The sequence below is a fragment of the Sphingobium sp. CCH11-B1 genome (assembly GCF_001556865.1).
Classification (GTDB): domain Bacteria; phylum Pseudomonadota; class Alphaproteobacteria; order Sphingomonadales; family Sphingomonadaceae; genus Sphingobium.
Genome location: NZ_LSJY01000134.1, coordinates 91,130 through 112,267, shown reverse-complemented (window position 1 = coordinate 112,267; position 21,138 = coordinate 91,130). Strand labels below are relative to the sequence as shown.

The window sequence follows — 21,138 nt, the reverse complement described above, 5'->3', positions numbered from 1 at the left end:
GAACCGGCCGAGATCGGGCAGGCGCGAGTTTATCGGGAACCGCCCTTCGTGCGCCGCGTTAATGATGCGTAACGATCGGGAGATGCGCCATGGCGGATCAGGAACAGCATATCGCCACCGACCAGGCGAGGGCCGGCTCGACGCCGCATGTCGTCCGCTATGTCCTCGGCATCTCGCTGGCGCTCGCCGTCATCGCGATGCTGCTGGTGATCTGGCGATAGGCCGGGTCGCGGGTTCGATATCGACATTGATGATGGGTTTAGGGGACGGACGCGCAGATGGCTTTGACGATGTCGGTTCATGCGGTGAGAACGGTTGCCGGCACGGGGGACGTTGCGATGGATGAAGATATGGGCGGCCCCGAAGTCATCGAGGAACGGGCCCAGCTGTCCGACGCCGATTTCAAGCGGGAGCTTGCGGCGGTCATCCCGCATCTTCGTGCGTTCGGCCGGTCCCTTTCGGGCAATCGCGACCTCGCCGACGATCTGGTTCAGGAAACGCTTCTGAAAGCGTGGGCGGCGCGCAGCCGCTTCCAGGCAGGCACCAACATGCGCGCCTGGACCTTCATCATTCTGCGCAACCATTATCTCTCGCAAATGCGTCGGTCGCGCTTCCGTGGCGATTGGGACGATCTGACGGCGGATCGTATCCTCGCTGCGCCCGCGGGCCAGGACAAGCATGTCGAACTGTCGGACATGCAGCGCGCGCTGCTGCAACTGCCGCAGCGACAGCGGGAAGCGCTGATCCTCGTCGGCGCGGGCGGTTTCGCCTATGAAGAGGCGGCTGAGATCTGCGGCGTCGCGGTGGGCACGATCAAGAGCCGCGTCGCCCGCGGCCGCTCGGCGCTGGAACAGATACTCGAAAATGGCGACCTGCCCAGCCGCCGCAGTCAGGAAACCACCGAGACAGCGGTGCTGGACGAGATCATGGACGATGTCGACCGGTTGAGCCGGGGCCGCAGCCTTTCCGCCGACGACTGACCGGAACGATCCGGGCCTCCCACCCGTTGTTAAAGGGTAGGGAGACAGGTGATGCGGCATGATGCCGACAGACAGGTCCGGCAGGCTGCGGACCAGGACGACCGGCGCGGCCGACTCCAGGACCAGCCGGCCAGACATGGCGTGGTGTTCGCGTTGGTCGCCGTGGCGCTCCTGATCGCGATCGCTTTCTTTTACCTGACCGGCCGGGATCGGCGCGATCGCGGCGCGGACGCGGTGACCCATGCGGCCGCGTCGGTGGACCGCGCCGCAAGCGCCATGGGCGACGCTGCGGGAAACGCAGCGAAAGATTTGCGCCGCGCCGACTGAAACGGCGCCGAACGCCGCGGCCGAGACGGCTTTAAATCGCCGGCATTTCCCGCCAATTCTGACAGGGCATTTAACATTTCTTCGTTATTTTCCGGCACGGTGCATCCTGTGTCGGATTATCTTACACCCGTTGTAAGGCGCATCCGGCATCAATGAAGGGCGCCGTTCCGGCTGCCGGCAAGGTGCGTGACGATGATCAGGTTGTTCAAACATTATGTGCCGCACGCGGTGCTGCTGCTGGGGCTGCTCGATCTCGTGATCCTGCTGGGCGCTGCGGAGGGGGGCTGGCTGCTGCGCGCGCACCAGATCGGCATGGACGTCGATCATATCGTGACTAGGCTCGGCCCTCTGTTCAGCTTCGCCGCCGCGGTGCAGACCGCGATGATCGCCGTGGGCGTCTATAGCCCCCAGTCGCTCCAGTCGATCCGCTTCGCCGTCGCGCGATTGCTGGTGGCGGTGTCGCTCGGCGTCATCTTCCTTTCCGTGCTCTATTTCCTGCTCCCCGGCATGACGCTGTGGCGCTCCAATTCGCTCTACGCCATGGGCCTGTCGCTGGTGCTGCTGGTCGCGATCCGCCTGCTGCTTGGCTCCATGCTGGGCGGGGAGGCGTTCAAGCGGCGTCTGGTCGTCCTGGGCGCGGGCAATCGCGCCAACCGGATCAAGGAACTGGAACAGAAACGCGGCGCCGGCTTCCTCATCGTCGGCTTCATAGCCATGAATGACGGCGCGCAGGTGATCCCGGAAGCGATCAACCGCAATGCCATCTTCAATCTTTCCGATTTCGTGGTTCGCCTCAACGCCAGCGAAGTCGTGCTGGCGCTGGAGGAACGGCGCAATGCGATCCCCATGGCCGACCTGCTGCGCATCAAGACCACCGGCGTCCATGTGAACGACCTTTCGACCTTCCTTGAGCGCGAAACGGGCCGCGTCGATCTCGCCAGCGTCAATCCCAGCTGGCTGATCTTCTCGGATGGCTTCTCGGCTGGTCGCCGCCTGTCCAGCATGGCAAAGCGCCTGTTCGACATCGTCGCCAGCTCCATCCTGCTGCTGCTGACCGGGCCGATCATCCTGATCGCGGCGATCCTGGTGAAGCTCGACAGCAAGGGGCCGGCTTTCTACCGCCAGCAGCGCGTCGGCCTTTACGGCCAGGAATTCTGGATCGTGAAGCTGCGCACCATGCGGCAGGACGCGGAAGTGTCCGGCCAGGCGGTCTGGGCTGAAAAGGACGATCCGCGCATCACGCGCCTTGGCTATTGGCTGCGCAAGCTGCGCATCGACGAACTGCCGCAGACATGGACCGTGCTCAAGGGCGAGATGAGCTTCGTGGGGCCACGCCCCGAACGGCGCCAGTTCGTCGAGGATCTGGAACAGCATCTGCGCTATTATGCCGAACGGCACATGGTGAAGCCCGGCATCACCGGCTGGGCGCAGATCAACTATCCCTATGGCGCGTCGATCGAGGATGCCCGGCACAAGCTGGAATATGACCTCTATTATGCCAAGAATTATACCCCCTTCCTCGACCTGCTGATCCTGATCCAGACGTTGCGGGTTATCCTCTGGTCCGACGGCGCACGGTAAGGGGGCGATCGGCCGATGGGCGCGCTTCTCCAATTTGTCGGCGACTGGGGCCACGCGCTGGCGGCGGTCCTCTTCGCCGCGCTCGGCATTTTCCTGCTGCGGCGAAGGGACGAAACGCCTGAACCGCGCCTTATCGCCGCCGCGCTGTTGATGACCTCCTGCTGGGCGCTGTACATCTCTTTCGGCGGCGTTTCGAAGTCGCTGTCGGGCATCATGGAAAATGTGCGCAACGCAGCCTGGCTGCTTGCGCTGTTCGTCATGCTGCGGCGTGGACCGGCAGGGCGGTCAGGGGCGATAGGCGCCGTCGCGGCCGTCTATGCGGCGGTTGCCGGACTATTGCTGCTGCAGACCTTCGTCGATCTCATCTGGCGTCAGCTGCCTCCCCATTCCGACCTGCACGTCGCGCTCGTCACCTGTTCGGTGATCCTGCACACGATGAGCGCGATCGGCGGTCTCCTTCTGGTCCATCATCTCTACACCGCCTGGCCCTCGCGCGAGCGGGGCGGCGTATCGCTGCTGCTTGGCGCGCTGGCCGCCATGTGGACCTACGATCTCATCCTTTACGCCTTCCTGTATCTGGCCCCCGACAATGTGAGCGCGCTTTATGCCCTGCGCGGCCTGATGGCGGCCCTGCTGGTTCCGGTCATCGCCATCGGCTTGCGGCGGGGCGTGAGCGCCCGGTTGCAGCTATCGCGCTCCATCGCCTTCCAGTCGCTGTCCGCCGCCGCCGCTGGCCTCTATGTGCTGGTGCTGCTGGCGCTTGCGGTCCTCATCGAACTGGTCGCCGGGCCCTATGCCCGGGCGATCGAGATCGGCGCTGTCTTCTTCACGGCCGTTACCGCTTTGGTGCTGCTGCCGACGCCTGCCCTGCGCGCATTCTGGAAGGTGCAGGTCGCCAAACATTTCTTCCAGCATCGCTACGACTACCGGACCGAATGGATGCGCTTCGTCGATACGATCGGCCGGTCGGATCAGGACGCCGCTCCGCTTGGCGAGCGGGTGGCGAAGGCGGTGGCCGACATCACCGACAGCCCCGCCGCCTTGCTGCTGCTGCGCGACGACAGGGGGGCGCTGGCGCTTGAAACGCAATGGAACTGGCGGGACGTATCGCCGGGGGTCGAGCCCGTCTCCGCCGACGCTGCCGGGCAGATCGAACGCCACGCCCGGACCATCGACTTCGCGCTCCCGCGAGAGGGGGCGGATGCGCGCAACCTGCCGCAATGGATGGTGACGGACCCGCGCGCATGGGCGCTGGTGCCGCTCATCCATTATGGCCGGCTGATCGGCGCTGTGCTGCTCGCCACTCCGCCAGTGGATCGCCGGCTGGACTGGGAGGATTTCGACATGCTGCGCGCCGCCGGGCGGCAGGCCGCGACCTATATCAGCGAATCGCTCGGCCAGCAGGCGCTCAGCGACGCGCAGCGCTTCGACGAATTCAACCGTCGCTTTGCCTTCATCGCCCATGACATCAAGAATCTGGTGAGCCAGCTTTCCCTCCTGTCCCGCAATGCCGAGCGGCATGCCGACAATCCCGATTTCCGCGCCGACATGGTGCTGACGCTGCGGGAGTCGGTGGGCAGGATGAACGACATGCTCGCCCGCCTGTCTCATCATAACAAGGCGCGGCCGGAAGAACCGCGCGCGGTCGGCCTGCGCCCGCTGCTCGACCAGCTTGTCCATATCCGCGCCCGCCAGCATCCGCTGCGCGTGTCCGGCGACGCGCCGCCCGCGCTGGCCGACCCCGTGCGTGTCGAACAGATCGTGACGCACCTGCTCCAGAACGCCATCGAAGCCAGCACAGCCGACAGCATGGTCGAACTGCGCCTGTCGACCGATGCGACCCATGTCCTGCTCGACATCGTCGATCAGGGCTGCGGCATGAGCGCCGAATATGTCCGCCGCGATCTGTTCAAGCCCTTCTCCTCCAGCAAGGCCGGGGGGTTCGGCCTCGGCGCGTTCGAGGCGCGCAGCCTTGCCGAAGCCATGGGCGGAAGCCTGACGGTGGAAAGCCAGCCGGGCCTGGGCAGCCGTTTCACCCTGCGCTTGCCGCTCGCGCTCCGGCAGAACCGACAGGAAAAGGCCGCCTGATGAGCGACATCCGACCCAAATTGCTGATCGTTGAGGATGATCCGGGGCTGCAGCGCCAGTTGCGCTGGGCCTATGAGGATTATCGGCTCTTCATCGCCGGCGATCGCGAGGAAGCGATCGAACTGCTCCACGCGGAGGCGCCCGATGTCGTTACCCTGGACCTTGGCCTGCCGCCCGATCGCGACGGCACGAGCGAAGGCTTCGCCACGCTGGCGGAGATATTGCGGATCAAGCCCGACACGAAGGTAATCGTCGCATCGGGCCATGGCGCGCGGGAAAGCGCGCTCGACGCGATTGCGGGCGGCGCCTACGATTTCTACCAGAAGCCCGTCGACATCGATGAACTCGGCCTCATCGTCCGCCGCGCCTTTCACGTTCATGCGCTGGAGCAGGAAAATGCCCGCCTCGCCGACACCGCGCCGGAGGACGGCCGCGTGCTCGGCCGGCTCATCACGGGCGCGCCCGAGATGATGAAGGTCGCCCGCACCATCGAGCGGGTCGCGAGCGCCGACGTGTCCGTCCTGCTGCTGGGCGGGAGCGGCACTGGCAAGGAATTGCTGGCGCAGGGCCTTCACGACGCCAGCCCGCGCCGCAGCGGGGCCTTCGTCGCGATCAACTGTGCCGCCATCCCCGAAACGCTGCTCGAAACCGAACTGTTCGGGCATGAAAAGGGGGCCTTCACCGGCGCGGTCAGGACGATGCCCGGCAAGATCGAACAGGCGCAGGGGGGCACGCTCTTTCTGGACGAAGTGGGCGACATCCCGCTCGCGCTTCAGGTAAAGCTGCTGCGCTTCCTGCAGGACAGGGTGATCGAGCGCGTCGGCGGACGCCAGCCCATCGCGGTGGACACGCGCATCGTCTGCGCCACCCATCAGGATCTCGACGCGATGATCGCGGCGGGCAGCTTTCGGGAAGACCTTTATTACCGTCTCGCCGAAATCGTCGTGCGCATTCCCGCGCTCAAGGACCGGCCGGGCGACCCGGCGCTGCTCGCCCGTCATTTCCTGACCCGCTACGCGCGCGACATGAACCCGCAGGTGAAGGGCCTTGCGCCCGACGCGCTCGCCGCGTTGGACGCCTGGTCCTGGCCCGGCAATGTGCGCGAGCTGGAAAACCGCATGAAGCGCGCCGTCATCATGGCGGATGGCAAGCTGGTCACGGCCGCCGACCTCGATCTGGACGAGAACCGGATCGACGGCGGGGAGGCGGTGAACCTCAAGGCCGCGCGTGAACTGGCCGACCGCCGGGCCATTCGCCGCGCCATCGCCCGGACCGACGGCAATATCTCGGGCGCGGCGAGGATGCTGGGGATCAGCCGGCCGACGCTCTACGACCTGCTAAAACAATATCAGATGCAGGGCTGATTCATGCGCCGGTCCCGCCTGTTGCTGATCGCCGGCCTTGCGGCATTGCTGCTCGCGCTCGCGGGTCTATGGCAATGGCGCGCGCACGAACGCGACGGCAGCGCCGCCCTCGCGCGCGGTCTTGCCGCGCTGGACGCGGGCGACGCCCGCACCGCCCGCGTGGAATTGATGAACGCCATCAAGGGCGCGCCCCGCAATATGGAAGCGCGCGCTGCCCAGGCGCGTGCCCTTGCCGAACTGGGCGACGGTCCCGGCGCGCAGGCCGAAGTGGAGCGCGCCCGCGCTCTCGGCCAGCCCGCCGCCTTGACCCGCGCCGTCATGGCGCAGGCGCTCCTGCTTCAGGGCGATCCGCAGGGTGCGCTGAACGAAGCCCGCGCTGACGATGTCGCACCTGCCTCTATGGTCGCGGCCGATCGCGTGGCGGCCCGCGCTTCGCTGGCGTTGGGGGACATCGACGGCGCGCAGGCGCTGCTGCGGCAGGCCCTGACGGCCGCGCCCCGCGATGCGGAAAACTGGGTGGACCTTGGCCGTCTGCATATGGCGGCGGGGGATCAGGCCGGCGCCATCCAGGCGGCGGATCGCGCCGTCGCGCTCGCACCCCAAGATGCCAAATCGCTGTCGCTCCGCGCCGAATTGACGCGGGCCCAATATGGCCTGACCGCCGCGCTGCCATGGTTCGACCGGGCGCTGGCGGCCGACCCGGATTCGGTCGCGACGCTCGAACATTATGCCGCCACGCTCGCCGATGCCGGACAGGCCAGCCGGGCGCTGGCCCTCAGCCGTCGCATCTTCGCGCTCGATCCAGCCAATCCGCGCGCCTGGATGATACAGGCGGTCATCGCCGCGCGGGCCGGGAATGACGATCTTGCCCGCCGCCTGCTCGATCGCACCGGGGGACGGCTTGACGGCGAGCCGGCCACGCGGCTGTTGCGCGGCATCCTCCAGATGGAGGGCGGCAACCCACTGCTCGCGGTTGAAGCCTTGGTGCCGCTGGTCGATGCCCAACCCGACAATCGCCGGGCCCGCACCCTGCTGGGCCGCGCCTATTTCCTGACCGGCGATGCGGGCAATGCCGCAACGACCCTTGCGCCGCTGGTCGCGCAGAGGGACGCCGATCCTTATGTGCTCACGCTTGCCGCCCGTGCGCAGGAGGCGCTGGGCGATCCGCTCATGGCCGCCGACATGCTCGCCCGCGCCAGCTTTCCGCTCCGCGCCGCCAGCGATGCAATCGCCAGTCCCAGGGACGCCGAACTGGTCGACGCCCCGCCACCTGATGCGGCGACCGCCAGCGACAATATCCCCTATATCCGCGCGCTGCTTGCCACCGGCCGCCTTGGCGAAGCGCTCGGCCGGGCGCGGCTGCTGCAACAGGCCAATCCGGGCGCGCCCGATGCCTGGCTGGTTCTGGGCGACGCGCTCGATACAGCCGGCCGACCGGGCGAGGCAGCGCGCGCTTATGAGGCCGCCGCCAATCTCCGCTTCGACCGCGCCGCCGCCCTCCGGCTTGCCGCTGCATGGAGCAGCGCGGGCGATGCCGCCCGGACGGCGCAGGTCGCGCGGCTTTATCTCGACCAGAATCCCGGCGATCCCGACGCGTTGCGCCTGTCCGCATCCCAGGCGGCGGCGCGTGGCGACTGGCGTTCTGCCCTGCGCCTGCTTCTGGCGGCGCGCGCCCGCATCGGCGACAATGACGCGCTGCTGATGATCCATCTTGCGCGGGCGGCGATGGAAAGCGGCGACGGCGCCGCAGCGCGCGCCTATGCCGCCCATGCCTATCGCCTGATGCCCGGCAATCCGGTGACTGCGGATATGCTGGGATGGGTGATGCTGCGGCGAGAGGAAAAGGGGGCCGCGATGATCGACCTGCTCGAAAAGGCGGTGGCGCTTGCGCCGCAAGCCCCCGCCTTCCAGCTGCATCTGGGGCAGGCCTATGCCGCGGCGGGCAACAAGGCGCAGGCACGGGTCGCGCTCGGCCGCGCCTTGGCGGCTCCGGGCTTTGCAGGCGAGCAGGAGGCGCGAGACACGCTCGCCCGCCTCTGAAATGAAATCAGGCCTTGGCCATGTCGAGATCGGCGATTCGCAGGCCCAGCCGGCGCATCTGCGCCGCGACGGTGGGCCACACCGTTTCCAGAAACCGCTCCCTTTCCGCTTCGCGCAGTCGCCGGGTCGCGCCTTCGGCCACGAACATGCCGACGCCGCGCTTCACCACGACCAGCCCGTCATCCTGAAAGCTCTGATAGGCTTTGGCGACGGTCAGCGGATTTGCGCCCTGCGCCGCGGCGAATGCCCGCACCGAAGGCAGCAACTCGCCATCGGCAAATTCTCCGTCAAGGATGGATGCGGCAATGATCTCCCGCAGACGGAGATAGACAGGTTTGGAGTCTTCGGCCATAGTGCATCAGTGCCATAACACAGCCAGCCAGGTCAAGACGCAAAATTACGCACTGAATTTTGTCAGAGTAATTATCTGTCCCAAGTCGATACTATTGCGTCATAATCTGGCCTTGGCCGCTCTTCCTGCGGTCTGCCAGGCGTACCGATGAACACAAATCCGGCAATGGTTTCGCCATCCTTTGCGAACGCGACGCGCACATCCTCATTATAGCTTGGCCAGCCGGTCAGCCAACCGCCCGCAAAACCCAGCGCGTGGGTCGCGTGCAGCAGGTTCATGATCGCCGCGCCGACAGACAATTGCTGCTCCCACAGCGGAATCTTGCTGCCCGAGACCGGAGCGGAGAGCGCCACGACCAGCGTCGGCGCCTGATGCGCGAACTGATGCATCGTCTCGATCTCCAGCCGCCCGGCGTCGGGCTTTTCCCGGCGATAGGCCGCTGCGAGCAGCTCGCCGAGCGCGGCCCGCTTTTCCTGCGGCACGATCACGAAGCGCCACGGAGCCAGCTTGCCATGATCGGGCGTGCGCAGCGCCACTTCCAATATCTGCCGCAACTGACCGTCGTCGGGGCCGGGGGCGATCAGGTCGCGGGGCTTGCCGGACCGGCGCGTCTGGAGGAGCGAGAGGGGGCTGGTGCGGTCGTTGAACATCGCCTCGACACATGGCGACATGCGCGCACCGGCGCAAGGGCGGGCTGCCCTTTTGACAGGATGAACCCATAGGCTCTAGGCTGCGCCCCATCACGCGGCCGCCCGACATGGCAGGCCGGACATAATGGGATAAAGGGCGCCCAATGGCATCTTCGGACATGATGGCGGCCGGGCAGGGCAAGACCTGGCTCGGCCACCCGCGCGGACTATATCTGCTCTTCTTCGCGGAAATGTGGGAGCGTTTCTCCTATTACGGGATGCGCGCCATCCTGATCTTCTACCTGACCAAGCATTTCCTGTTCGGCGAGGACAAGGCTTATCTTCTCTACGGGGCCTATACCTCGCTGGTCTATATCACGCCCGTCATCGGCGGCTATCTGGCGGATCGCTTCCTCGGCCCGCGCAAGGCGGTGACGGCGGGCGGCGTGTTCATCGCCATCGGCCATTTCCTGATCGCCATCACAGAAGGACCGGGGGGCCAGCAGCCCCTCTTCCTGAACGGCTTCTACCTTGCGCTCGCCAGCATCATCGTGGGCACCGGCTTCCTCAAGGCCAATGTCTCCGTGCTGGTGGGCGAACTCTATGCCCGCGACGATCATCGCCGCGATCCCGCCTATTCGGTCTTCTACATGGGCATCAACATGGGCGGCATGCTCGGCCCGGTCGTCTGCGGCCTGCTGGGCGAACTGTGGGGCTGGAGCTGGGGCTTCGGCGCGGCGGGCGTGGGCATGCTGCTCGGCCTGGCCGGCTTCGTGTGGCTCAAGCCCTGGCTGCTGGGCAAGGGCGAGCCGCCAGAGCCGCAACGGTTGCGCCAGCGCACCGCCGCCGGCCTCAACCGCGAATGGACCATCTATATCGGTGCGGCGCTCGGCGTCGTCGCCATCTGGGGCGTCATCCGCTATGCCGAGCTGCTGGGCTATGCGCTGCTCATCTTCTCGGCGCTGACGATCCTCTACATCGTCTGGCGCAGCGTGATGACGCTGCCCCGCGTGGATCGCGACCGGATGTTCGCCGCGCTCTTCCTGATCGCGCTCAACCCGCTCTTCTGGGGGCTGTTCGAACAGACGGGCTCGTCGCTCAACATCTTCACCGACCGCAATGTCGACCGGTCGATCCTGGGCTGGGAGGTTCCGGCCTCGCTGTTCCAGTCGGTCAATTCCATCTTCATCATCCTGCTCGCGCCGCTGTTCGCGCTGCTGTGGACGATCCTCGACCGGCGGCGACTCGAACCGTCCTCGCCGGCCAAGTTCGGCATCGGCCTCGTCCTGTGCGGCGCGGGTTTCCTGATCCTGGTCGCGGGCGCGGCCATGGCGGGGCAAAGCCTCACTCCCGTCATCTTCGTGTTCCTCATCTATCTGTTCCACACCATGGCGGAACTGTGCTTTTCGCCCGTCGGCCTGTCCGCCATGACGCGCCTGTCGGTGTCGTCGATGGTCGGCCTCGTCATGGGCACATGGTTCCTCGCCATGGCGGCCGGTAATTTCATCGCCGGCCTGATCGCCCGCGCCACCGGCAGCGGCGAGGCGGGAGATATTAGTCAAGTTCTTGACGTCTATACGCAAATAGGCTGGTTCTCGGTCATCGTGGGGGGCGTGGTGCTGCTTCTGTCGCCCATCGTCACGCGCATGATGCATCTGGACAGCATCGGATCGGAGGAACAGGCATGACCGGGGGCAACAGGGGTAAGTGGCTGCTGATGGCGGCATTGCTGGCGGGCATCGCGACTCCGCTGGCGGCGAAGAAGGAAAAGGAGGCTTCGCCGTCGCAAGGATCGTCCGCCGAGCCGGAAAATCCTTATCCCTCCACTTACAAGCCCTATCCGGGCCGTCCCACCGTGCTGCGCGGCGCGACCATATTCGATGGCGAAGGCACGCGCATCGACAATGGCATTGTCTTCTTCTCCGACGGCAAGGTGACGGCGATCGGCGGCCCTGACACGCCGATCCCCGCCGATGTGCTGGTGATCGACGCGCAGGGCAAATATCTTACCCCTGGTATTATCGACATCCACAGCCATCTGGGCGACTATCCCTCGCCCGGCGTCGAGGCGCTGTCCGACGGCAACGAAGCGACCTCGCCCGTCACGCCGCATGTCTGGGCGGAACATAGCATCTGGCCGCAGGATGCCGGTTTCACCCGCGCGCTCGCCAATGGCGGCGTCACCACGCTTCAGATCCTGCCCGGCTCCGCCAACCTCTTCGGCGGCCGCAGCGTGACGCTCAAGAACGTTCCCGCCCGCACCATGCAGGGCATGAAGTTCCCCGGCGCGCCGCAGGGTCTCAAGATGGCGTGCGGTGAAAATCCCAAGCGCGTCTATGGCGCGAAGGGGCGCGAGCCTTCCACCCGCATGGGCAATATGGCGGTCAACCGCCAGACCTGGATCAAGGCGCGCGAATATCAGAAGAAACGCGCCGCCGGGAAGGAACAGACCCGCGATCTCGCCATGGAAACGCTGGCGGACGCGCTGGAGGGCAAGATCCTGGTCCACAACCACTGCTACCGCGCCGACGAGATGGCCAACGTCATCGATATGAGCAAGGAGTTCGGCTACAAGGTCGCCGCCTTCCACCATGCGGTCGAAAGCTACAAGATCGCGGACCTCCTGCGGGAAAATGGCATCTGCTCGGCCATGTGGGGCGACTGGTATGGCTTCAAGATGGAAGCCTATGACGGCATCAAGGAAAATATTCCGCTGGTCCACCGCGCGGGCGCCTGCGCCATCGTCCACAGCGACGATCAGGACGGCATCCAGCGGCTGAACCAGGAAGCGGCCAAGGCGCTGGGCGCGGGTCGTCGCATGGGCATCGACATATCGGACGAAACGGCGTGGACCTGGCTCGCCATCAATCCGGCAAAGGCGATGGGCATCGCGGACCGCACGGGCAGTCTGAAGGTCGGCAAGATGGCCGATGTCGTGCTGTGGAACGGCAACCCCTTCAGCACCTACACGCGGCCCGAAAAGGTCTGGATCGACGGCGCGCTGATGTATGACAGCGCCAATCCCAAGATGCGGCCGGTGGTCGATTTCGAACTGGGCCAGATCGGATCGGGAGACGTGAAATGAAGAAGATAGCTCCCAAATTTGCGTTCGGTTCGGGCATGTCGGGAACCGCTTCCCTGCGGCGATCGAAGCGAGCGGGCCTTGCCCTTCTCGCCCTCGCGCTCTCCACCCCCGCGCTTGCCCAGTCCATCGCCATCACCAACGCCACCCTCGCCATCGGCGACGGGTCGGAACCGATCAGGGGCGGGACAGTCGTCATTTCCGCCGGAAAGGTCGTGGCGGCGGGCGCTGGCGTCGCCGTTCCCGCCGGCGCGAAGACCGTCGACGCCGCCGGAAAATGGGTGACGCCCGGCCTCGTCTCCGGCTTCTCGCGCGTTGGCCTTGCCGAAGTGCCTGCCGTGCGGGAAACGAACGATACCCGCGCGGCCCGCTCGCCCTTCTCCGCCGCGATCGACGTCGCGCCCGCGATCAACCCGCTCGCCAATCCCATCGCGATCAGCCGCACCGCCGGCATCACCCGTGCCGTCGTCGCGCCGGCCGCCGGCACCTCGATCTTCGCGGGGCAGGGGGCGGTGATAGACCTGGGTGCGGACATGAACCCGATCACCAGGGCGCGCGCCTTCCAATATGTGGAAATGGGGGAGGAAGGATCGGCCGAGGCGGGCGGCAGCCGTGCCGCGATGATCCTGACCTTCCGCATGATGCTGAAACAGGCGCAGGACTATGCGAAGGCCCCGGCCGCCTATGACGGCAACAGCCGGGACGCGCTGCTCAATCGTGTCGACGCCGAAGCGCTGGTCCCGGTCGTCACCGGCGCGATCCCGCTGATGATCCATGCCGAAAGTGCGCGCGACATCCTCGCCGCGCTCGCCCTGCGGCAGGAGTTTCCGGCGCTGAAACTCATCCTTGCCGGCGCGACCGAAGGCTGGATGGTGGCAAGCCAGATCGCCGCCGCGAAAGTCCCGGTCATCACCGCGGGGCTTGAGGATTTGCCCTCCAGCTTCGAAAAGCTCGCCGCGACCCAGAGCAATGTGGGCCGCATGGTGAAGGCGGGCGTCGGCGTTTCCATGGGGATGCTGACCGGCGACGACGCGCTGCAACTGCGCGTGGCGACGCAACAGGCGGGCAATATGGTCGCGCTGACGAAGGTGCCGGGCGCGACCGGGCTGAGCTGGGGGCAGGCGCTGCGCACCATCACCTCCGCCCCCGCCGAAGCGATGGGCCTTGGCGACCGGATCGGCTCGCTCCAGCCGGGCCGTGCGGGGGACGTGGTGATCTGGGACGGCGATCCGCTGGAAATGACCTCGGCCCCGATCGGTGTATGGATCGACGGGGTGGAACAATCGCTCGACAACCGCCAGACCCGCCTGCGCGACCGTTACGCCAACCCGGCCGAAGGTGCGCTGCCCAAGGCTTATGAATGGTGACGAAAAAGGGGGGAAGGGGGCGTCAATGCGATTGCGCGCTGACGCCCAAATTCCCGGTCTCGGTCGTCCGCCGCCGCTGATCCTGCCGGTGCCTGTCCTATCCGGCCTCTCGGCGCTATGGCCGAGATAGGGTCAGGGTCAGGGCGACATTCCGAAAATGTCCAACATAGGACATTCAATGTCGTGTTCTGCGGGACATATGCGAAGTTAAGCGCCGGAAATCCTATTTGTCGGTCGCGCCCCACAGGTCGCTGGCCTTCACATATCCCCGCTGTCCATGCACGTCGATCGCGCACCATCCGCCGCCGCAATCGGACAGCCGGCCCACCACGCCGCGCTCCGCCCGGAACAGTGTGCGCGCGCCGTCGCTGGCGGATTCCCGCATCGGCGCTTCGCCCGCCCGGACGATCGCGGTCGCCGTGTCGCTCAGCAGGCGGACGTGCATCCATCCCTGCACCCCGTCGGGATCTTCGACCTTGCGCCACTGGCCCAGAACCTGCACCACCTTCACCGGCAGGTCGCGGCGGCGATAGACCCAGTTGGACGGGTAATCCAGGCTCGGCCCCACGCGCATCCGCGCCTCATCCTGCGATATCGACGCCCAATAGGGCGTGGGCCTTGCCGGAGCCGCCACGGCCGCGCTGGCCGCCGCCGTCAGTCCCAATGCGGCCACGCCTGCCCATATCCGCTTCATGCGCATCTTGTCGCCGCTGTCCTTCATATCGCCGTCCATAGCGCCTCGCGCCGGGCGGCGACAGTCTTTCCATGCGCCGCGGCGCCATATCCGCTTGACCCGTGCGACGCCGGGGAATAGCGGCGTGGGCATGGCTCCTCAACCGCGCCCCGCCAAGCCGCGCGTCATCGTGACGCGCCGCCTGCCTCCCAATGTGGAAGCGCGGATGGCGCAACTGTTCGACGCCAGCTTCAACGTGGGCGATGCGCCGATGAGCCGGGCGGAACTGGCACGGGCGATGAGCCGGTGCGATGTGCTGGTGCCCACCATCACGGACCAGATCGACGCCGCGCTGATGGAGGGCGCATCCGACCGGCTGCAACTCATCGCCAGCTTCGGCAGCGGCGTCGACCATATCGACCTTGCCGCCGCCCGGCGAAAGGGGATCATCGTCACCAACACGCCCGGCGTCCTGACGGAGGATACCGCCGACATGACGATGGCGCTGATCCTGTCGGTGCCGCGCCGCCTGGCGGAGGGGGAGAAGCTGGTGCGCGCCGGTGAATGGCGCGGCTGGAGCCCGTCGGGCATGCTTGGCCATCGCATCGGCGGCAAGCGGCTGGGGATCATCGGCATGGGCCGCATCGGTCGCGCGGTCGCCCGCCGTGCCCGGGCCTTCGGCGTGTCGATCGCCTATCACAACCGCAACCGGCTGCCGTTCGAAGTCGAGCAGGAACTGGAAGCCCAATGGCATGGCGATGTCGACGCCCTGCTGGGCGAAAGCGACATCCTGTCCATTCATTGCCCGCTCAACGCCGACAGCCGCGCCCTGATCGACGAACGGCGGATCGGGCTGATGCGGCCGGACGCCTATCTCATCAACACGTCCCGCGCGGAGATCACGGACGAACGCGCCCTCGCCGCCGCGCTGGAGGAAGGGCGGCTCGCCGGCGCGGGGCTGGACGTTTACACCCACGAACCGGCGGTCGATCCGCGCCTGCTGGCGCTGCCCAACGTCGTGCTGCTGCCCCATATGGGCTCCGCGACGTTCGAGGGGCGGGATGCCACCGGGGCGCGGGTCATCGCCAATATCCGTACCTGGGTCGACGGCCACCGCCCCCCCAATCAGGTGCTGGAAGGCTGGGTCTGATCCCGTTGCGCGGCTGGAACAACGCTCCGGCCCGTCCGTTGGAAACATATCTGTTTCATCGGAAGGATTTCTTCATGATCAAGCTTGCGATCATCTCGCTCGTCATCGCGGCCGTGCTGGCATTGCTCGGCTTCGGCGGCGCCGCCGGCACCTTCGTCGGCATCGCCAAGATCCTCTTCTTCATCGCGCTCGCCGTCTTCGTCCTGTTCCTCGTGCTCGGCCTCCTGGCGGGTAAGGGCGTCAAGGACGCGATCGACTGACGCCATGGAGATCGGCGCTGGAGTGGACGAGACCGGCAGGCTGCTGCGCGACGAGGCCGGCTTCCTGCTCCAGCGCGATCTCGGCGGCAGCTACCGGCTGGTGCTGCTGCGTGTCCCTGTGGACCATGTCGAAAAGCGGGTGCGGGTACGCGGCTTTTACGCCGGCGATGGCATTGTCGAGGCGGACGGCGTGGCGCCCGCCTGATCCTCTTGCCAAATGAGACGGGACGCGCGAACCATTGCGCCCATGCGCAAGATTTTGTCTCTCCTCATCGCTGTCGCCACGCCCGCAATGGCGCAGGTCCAAGGCCCCCCGGAACAACTCTCCAAAATTATCGACGATCATTGGGCCTGGTATCTCTCGACCTGTCCTGTCGAAGCCACGGCCAGGGGCGTGCGCACCTACGACGACCGCATCGCCGACATGTCCCTTGCCGCCCGCGATGCGCAGATCGACAAGGAGCGGAGTTTCGCCGCCCGGCTGGACGCTGTCCCGGCCGATGGCCTGACGCCCGCCGACCGCGTCAACCGCGACGTGCTGCTCTGGATGCTGCGGGAGGATATCGAGGGCAACCGGCACCAGGCCGAACGGCTCATGCTCTTCACCACCTATTATAGCTGGCATCAGGGCTTTTCCGGCATGGCGGACGGGTTGCCCTTCTACAATCGCGCCGATTATGACAGCTATCTCAAGCGCCTCGCCCTTTATCCCAGGATGAACGGGGATGCGCTCGCCATCACGCGGCAGGCGATCAAGGGCGGCTATGTCCAGCCCTGTTCCGTTCTGCAAAACTACGCCTCGACCATCAGCGGCATCGTCGATGGCAAGCCGGAAGACACCCGCTTCTACGATCCCTTCAAACGGCCCCGGCCACGCGACATCAGCGAAGCCGACTGGTCCGCGATGCAGGCGCGCGCCGTCGCGCTGATCCGCGACGTGCTGAAGCCCGAATATCGCAAATGGCACGACCTGTTCCTGGCCGACTATCTGCCCCATTGCCGCAAGAGCGACAGCGCCTCCGCATTGCCGGGCGGCGCGGCCTGGTATGCGGCGCGGGTGAAGGCGCACACCACGACGGACCTGACCCCGGACCAGATCCACCGCATCGGCCTCGATGAAGTCGCCCGCATCGGCAAGCGCATGGACGAGATCGCGGCGAAGGCCGGCTATCCCAGCCGCGCCGCCTATATCCAGCATCTGCGCACCGATCCGTCCTTCTATGCCCGGACGCCGGAGGAGTTGCTGCGGGTCGCGGCGCGGCAGGCCAAGGCCATCGATGGCCTGCTGCCCCGCTATTTCGGCACCCTCCCGCGCCTGCCTTATGGCCTGAAAGCCATTCCGGCGGCGGAGGCGGAGGGGACGACCACTGCCTATTACATGCCCGGCGCGCCCGAAAGCGGCATCGCCGGCACCTATTTCGTCAATACCTCCAAACTCGACCAGCGGCCCTTCTGGGAATTGCCGGCGCTCACCGCGCACGAAGCCGTGCCGGGCCACCACAACCAGATCGCGCTCCAGCAGGAACTGCCCCTGCCGCCCTTCCGCAAATATCTCGCCGGCTTCACCGCCTATGTCGAAGGCTGGGCGCTCTACACCGAATTTCTGGGCGAGGAGATGGGCCTCTACGACACGCCCGAAAAGATGATGGGTCGCCTCTCCTACGAAATGTGGCGCGCCTGCCGCCTGGTGGTCGACACCGGCATCCATGCGAAAGGCTGGGACAAGGCGAGGGCCGTTGCCTTCATGCGGGAAAACAGCGCCCTGTCGGACGCGAACATCGATGCGGAGGTGAACCGCTATATCAGCTGGCCGGGGCAGGCGCTTGGTTACAAGCTGGGCGAGATCAAGATCAGGGCGTTGCGGGCGAAGGCGGAAGCGGCGCTTGGGTCCAGGTTCGACCTGCGCCGGTTCCACGACGCCGTGCTGGCGCAGGGCGCGGTTCCGCTGACGGTGCTGGAAAGCCAGATCGACGGGTGGATCGCGGCGGAGCAGGCGCGGTGAAGCGACCGGCTTTCAGGCAGTCGGAAACAATTGCCGGCGCTTTGGCGGCAGGCTGCCGATGACGCTCCACCCACGATAGCCAAGGTCGATGGGCAGCGCGGTTTCGCAGCAGGCGCATTCCGCCATGATGCGGCCGACCAGCCATTGCCGCTCTCCGCAGGCAGGGCAGGGAATGGCTTGGCCGGGGCGGTACGACCGCATCGGCACGCACGGTTCCGCGGAAGAAGCCGATATGGTCAGCGTCATGGGCATGTTCCCCCTCGTATCTGCGCCCAACGTCCCTGGGCCAAAATGTTTCCTCCTTGGTAGCGCTACCGATCGGAAATGACCTCCGGTCAGCGGAACCAGGCCGTTTTGTCCATTTGACTTGGCCCTCTCAATCTGTATGGCACCGCAGCATCGGGACATACCTGCTTCGACCAGTGGTTGGGGCGCTTTGCCCGCCACCTTGCCTCAACCGGCGAGCTTCTGGTGGAATCGCGTCATCCTCTGGCCGGGCCATGCGAGGAGACGCACATCTTATGACCGCCATCGGACAGGACACTCTGGGCACGCGCGACACGCTGAACGTCGGCGGCAAGGACATCGCCTATTATTCGCTGAAGAAGGCCGCGGCCGAGCTGGGCGATGTATCGCGCCTGCCTTTCTCGATGAAGGTTCTGCTCGAAAACCTGCTCCGTTTCGAAGACGGCGTGACCGTCACCACCGAAGACATCAAGGCGATCGTCGAATGGCAGAATGATCGGGGCAAGTCGGAACGCGAGATCCAGTATCGCCCGGCGCGCGTGCTGCTTCAGGATTTCACCGGCGTTCCCTGCGTGGTCGACCTGGCGGCAATGCGCGACGCGATGAACGCGCTGGGCGCCGACGCCAGCAAGATCAACCCGCAGGTGCCCGTCCACCTCGTCATCGACCACTCGGTCATGGTCGATGAATTCGGCACGCCCAAGGCGTTCGAGCAGAATGTGGAGATCGAATATCAGCGCAACATGGAGCGCTACGACTTCCTCAAATGGGGCAGCAAGAGCCTCGCCAACTTCTACGCTGTCCCGCCCGGCACCGGCATCTGCCATCAGGTGAACCTGGAAAACATCGCCCAGGCGGTGTGGTCGAGCGAAGGCCCCGACGGCGTCACCGTCGCCTATCCCGACACCTGTGTCGGCACCGACAGCCACACCACCATGATCAACGGCCTGGGCGTGCTCGGCTGGGGCGTCGGCGGGATCGAGGCGGAGGCCGCGATGCTGGGCCAGCCTGTTTCCATGCTCATCCCCGAAGTCGTCGGTTTCCGCTTCACCGGCGAACTCAAGGAAGGCGTCACCGCCACCGACCTCGTCCTCACCTGCACCCAGATGCTGCGCGCGCGCGGCGTCGTCGGCCGCTTCGTTGAATATTTCGGCCCCGGTCTTGCCTCGCTGAGCCTCGCTGACCGCGCGACCCTTGCCAACATGGCGCCCGAATATGGCGCGACCTGCGGCTTCTTCGGCATCGACGACAAGACGCTCGACTATATGCGCCTGACCGGCCGCACCGAGGAAAATATCGCGCTGGTCGAAGCCTATGCGAAGGAGCAGGGCTTCTGGATCGACCCGGCGGTCGAACCTGTCTTCACCGACACGCTGGAACTCGACCTTTCGACCGTCGTTCCCAGCCTCGCCGGTCCCAAGCGCCCGCAGGACCGCGTCGCGCTGCCGGAAGTCGATGACGTGTTCAACGCCGACATGGAAAAGACCTACAAGAAGGCGCAGCAGCGCGTTCCGGTGGAAGGCAAGGATTTCGACATTGGCGACGGTGATGTCACCATCGCCGCGATAACGAGCTGCACCAACACGTCGAACCCCGGCGTGCTGGTCGCCGCGGGCCTCGTCGCCAAGAAGGCGAACGAACTCGGCCTCAAGCCCAAGCCCTGGGTCAAGACCAGCCTCGCGCCGGGGTCTCAGGTCGTCACCGACTATCTCGAAAGGGCAGGGCTGCAGACGCATCTGGATGCCATCGGCTTCAACCTTGTCGGCTATGGCTGCACCACCTGCATCGGCAACTCCGGTCCCCTGGCCGAACCGATCAGCAAGGCGATCAACGACAACGGCCTCGTCGCCGCCGCCGTGATCTCGGGCAACCGCAATTTCGAGGGCCGCGTGTCGCCCGACGTGCGCGCCAACTTCCTCGCCTCGCCGCCGCTGGTTGTCGCCTATGCGCTCAAGGGCACGGTGATCGAGGATTTCATCACCACGCCGATCGGCACGAGCAAGGACGGCGAAGCCGTTTATCTCAAGGACATCTGGCCCACCAATGACGAAGTCGCCACCACCATGGCAGGCTGCATGGATCGCGGCATGTTCCAGGCGCGCTATGCCAATGTCTACAAGGGCGACGCCCACTGGCAGGCGATCGAGGTGACCGGGTCCGACACCTACACCTGGCGCGCGGGATCGACCTATGTCGCCAATCCGCCCTATTTCGAAGGGCTCAGCATGACGCCCGCGCCCGTCACCGACATCATCGGGGCCAAGCCGCTCGCCATCTTCGGCGATTCGATCACTACCGACCACATCTCGCCGGCCGGCTCGATCAAGGTCGACAGCCCGGCGGGCAAGTGGCTGCAGGAGCATCAGGTCAGCAAGGCCGACTTCAACAGCTACGGCGCGCGCCGCGGCCATCATGAAGTGATGATGCGCGGCACCTTCGCCAATATTCGCATCAAGAACCAGATGCTCGACGGCGTGGAAGGCGGCATGACGCTCTACAAGGGCGAAATCATGCCGATCTACGACGCGGCGATGCGCCACAAGGCGGACGGTACGCCGCTCGTCGTCATCGGCGGCAAGGAATATGGCACCGGCTCCTCGCGCGACTGGGCGGCCAAGGGCACCAACCTGCTCGGCGTCCGCGCGGTCATCGTCGAAAGCTTCGAGCGCATCCACCGCTCGAACCTCGTCGGCATGGGCGTCCTCCCGCTTCAGTTCAAGAATGGCGAAAGCCGCGATACGCTCGGCCTCAAGGGCGACGACAGCTTCACCATCGAAGGCGTGGCGGACCTCAAGCCCCGGCAGGACGTGACCGTCAACGTCACCCGCGCGGACGGCTCGACCTTCAGCTTCACCGCGCTCTGCCGCATCGATACCGTCAACGAACTGGAATATTTCCTGAACGGCGGCATCCTTCAGTACGTGCTGCGCAAGCTGGCTGCTTGATCGGCTGACTGCACAACGGGCTCCTCCTTGACCGGGGGAGCCCCTTGTGATC

General features: G+C 66.0%; 19 protein-coding genes. 15 read left to right on the top strand and 4 right to left on the bottom strand.

The window, feature by feature from the left end; all coding sequences use genetic code 11:
* Positions 1-89 precede the first annotated feature (89 nt).
* The 7 genes from AX724_RS24740 (at position 90) to AX724_RS14370 (ending at position 8,380) form a co-directional block, all read left to right on the top strand.
* Positions 90-221, top strand: coding sequence for a hypothetical protein (locus AX724_RS24740; RefSeq protein WP_269454159.1), 132 nt, complete (start codon positions 90-92; stop codon positions 219-221).
* A gap of 117 nt (positions 222-338) precedes the next feature.
* Positions 339-980, top strand: coding sequence for a sigma-70 family RNA polymerase sigma factor (locus AX724_RS14395; protein ID WP_066767770.1), 642 nt, complete (start codon positions 339-341; stop codon positions 978-980).
* 51 nt (positions 981-1,031) lie between these two features.
* Entirely contained in the window at positions 1,032-1,307 is a 276-nt protein-coding gene (locus tag AX724_RS14390) for a hypothetical protein (RefSeq protein WP_066767626.1), read from the top strand.
* Between the two features lie 192 nt (positions 1,308-1,499).
* Complete coding sequence (locus AX724_RS14385; protein WP_066767768.1) at positions 1,500-2,888, top strand: TIGR03013 family XrtA/PEP-CTERM system glycosyltransferase; 1,389 nt, start codon at positions 1,500-1,502, stop codon at positions 2,886-2,888.
* A 15-nt stretch (positions 2,889-2,903) separates the two neighbouring features.
* The gene (gene prsK / locus AX724_RS14380; protein WP_066767623.1) at positions 2,904-4,976 is read left to right on the top strand and encodes an XrtA/PEP-CTERM system histidine kinase PrsK; all 2,073 of its coding nucleotides are present in this window, start codon (positions 2,904-2,906) and stop codon (positions 4,974-4,976) included.
* Positions 4,976-6,340 carry a PEP-CTERM-box response regulator transcription factor gene (gene prsR, locus AX724_RS14375; protein ID WP_066767621.1) on the top strand — a complete coding sequence of 455 codons (1,365 nt, stop codon included), beginning with the start codon at positions 4,976-4,978 and terminating at the stop codon, positions 6,338-6,340. Before prsK ends, prsR begins: the two co-directional genes overlap by 1 nt.
* A gap of 3 nt (positions 6,341-6,343) precedes the next feature.
* Positions 6,344-8,380 (top strand): tetratricopeptide repeat protein, encoded by a 2,037-nt coding sequence (locus tag AX724_RS14370; RefSeq protein WP_066767618.1) that lies wholly within the window; start codon positions 6,344-6,346, stop codon positions 8,378-8,380.
* Positions 8,381-8,387: 7 nt separating this feature from the next.
* On the opposite strand, the gene AX724_RS14365 is transcribed toward AX724_RS14370, so the two are convergent.
* Positions 8,388-8,732: a GntR family transcriptional regulator gene (locus tag AX724_RS14365; protein ID WP_066767617.1), complete on the bottom strand. Its 345-nt coding sequence runs from the start codon at positions 8,730-8,732 to the stop codon at positions 8,388-8,390.
* 71 nt (positions 8,733-8,803) lie between these two features.
* Positions 8,804-9,382 carry a nitroreductase family protein gene (locus AX724_RS14360; protein ID WP_066767766.1) on the bottom strand — a complete coding sequence of 193 codons (579 nt, stop codon included), beginning with the start codon at positions 9,380-9,382 and terminating at the stop codon, positions 8,804-8,806.
* 143 nt (positions 9,383-9,525) lie between these two features.
* On the opposite strand from AX724_RS14360, the gene AX724_RS14355 reads away from it, so the two are divergent.
* The 3 genes from AX724_RS14355 to AX724_RS14345 are packed head-to-tail and all read left to right on the top strand — an operon-like array spanning position 9,526 to position 13,810.
* Positions 9,526-11,049: a peptide MFS transporter gene (locus AX724_RS14355; RefSeq protein WP_066767616.1), complete on the top strand. Its 1,524-nt coding sequence runs from the start codon at positions 9,526-9,528 to the stop codon at positions 11,047-11,049.
* Positions 11,046-12,446 (top strand): amidohydrolase, encoded by a 1,401-nt coding sequence (locus AX724_RS14350; protein ID WP_066767614.1) that lies wholly within the window; start codon positions 11,046-11,048, stop codon positions 12,444-12,446. Before AX724_RS14355 ends, AX724_RS14350 begins: the two co-directional genes overlap by 4 nt.
* 35 nt (positions 12,447-12,481) lie before the next feature.
* A complete protein-coding gene (locus tag AX724_RS14345; protein WP_066767612.1) occupies positions 12,482-13,810 on the top strand; it encodes an amidohydrolase family protein in 1,329 nt (442 codons plus the stop codon).
* Between the two features lie 223 nt (positions 13,811-14,033).
* On the opposite strand, the gene AX724_RS14340 is transcribed toward AX724_RS14345, so the two are convergent.
* Positions 14,034-14,531 carry an SH3 domain-containing protein gene (locus AX724_RS14340; RefSeq protein WP_082733543.1) on the bottom strand — a complete coding sequence of 166 codons (498 nt, stop codon included), beginning with the start codon at positions 14,529-14,531 and terminating at the stop codon, positions 14,034-14,036.
* 103 nt (positions 14,532-14,634) lie between these two features.
* Between AX724_RS14340 and AX724_RS14335 the strand changes: the two genes are divergently transcribed.
* The 4 genes from AX724_RS14335 to AX724_RS14320 all read left to right on the top strand — a co-directional run bounded on the left by AX724_RS14335 (position 14,635) and on the right by AX724_RS14320 (position 17,895).
* Positions 14,635-15,633 carry a 2-hydroxyacid dehydrogenase gene (locus AX724_RS14335; RefSeq protein WP_066767606.1) on the top strand — a complete coding sequence of 333 codons (999 nt, stop codon included), beginning with the start codon at positions 14,635-14,637 and terminating at the stop codon, positions 15,631-15,633.
* Positions 15,634-15,707: 74 nt separating this feature from the next.
* Positions 15,708-15,893, top strand: coding sequence for a DUF1328 domain-containing protein (locus tag AX724_RS14330; RefSeq protein WP_066767762.1), 186 nt, complete (start codon positions 15,708-15,710; stop codon positions 15,891-15,893).
* A gap of 4 nt (positions 15,894-15,897) precedes the next feature.
* A complete protein-coding gene (locus AX724_RS14325; protein WP_066767605.1) occupies positions 15,898-16,098 on the top strand; it encodes a DUF5818 domain-containing protein in 201 nt (66 codons plus the stop codon).
* A 42-nt stretch (positions 16,099-16,140) separates the two neighbouring features.
* The gene (locus tag AX724_RS14320) at positions 16,141-17,895 is read left to right on the top strand and encodes a DUF885 domain-containing protein (RefSeq protein WP_066767604.1); all 1,755 of its coding nucleotides are present in this window, start codon (positions 16,141-16,143) and stop codon (positions 17,893-17,895) included.
* Positions 17,896-17,907: 12 nt separating this feature from the next.
* On the opposite strand, the gene AX724_RS14315 is transcribed toward AX724_RS14320, so the two are convergent.
* The gene (locus AX724_RS14315; RefSeq protein WP_066767598.1) at positions 17,908-18,141 is read right to left on the bottom strand and encodes a hypothetical protein; all 234 of its coding nucleotides are present in this window, start codon (positions 18,139-18,141) and stop codon (positions 17,908-17,910) included.
* A 275-nt stretch (positions 18,142-18,416) separates the two neighbouring features.
* Between AX724_RS14315 and acnA the strand changes: the two genes are divergently transcribed.
* Positions 18,417-21,086 carry an aconitate hydratase AcnA gene (gene acnA, locus AX724_RS14310; protein ID WP_066767596.1) on the top strand — a complete coding sequence of 890 codons (2,670 nt, stop codon included), beginning with the start codon at positions 18,417-18,419 and terminating at the stop codon, positions 21,084-21,086.
* Positions 21,087-21,138: the final 52 nt, after the last annotated feature.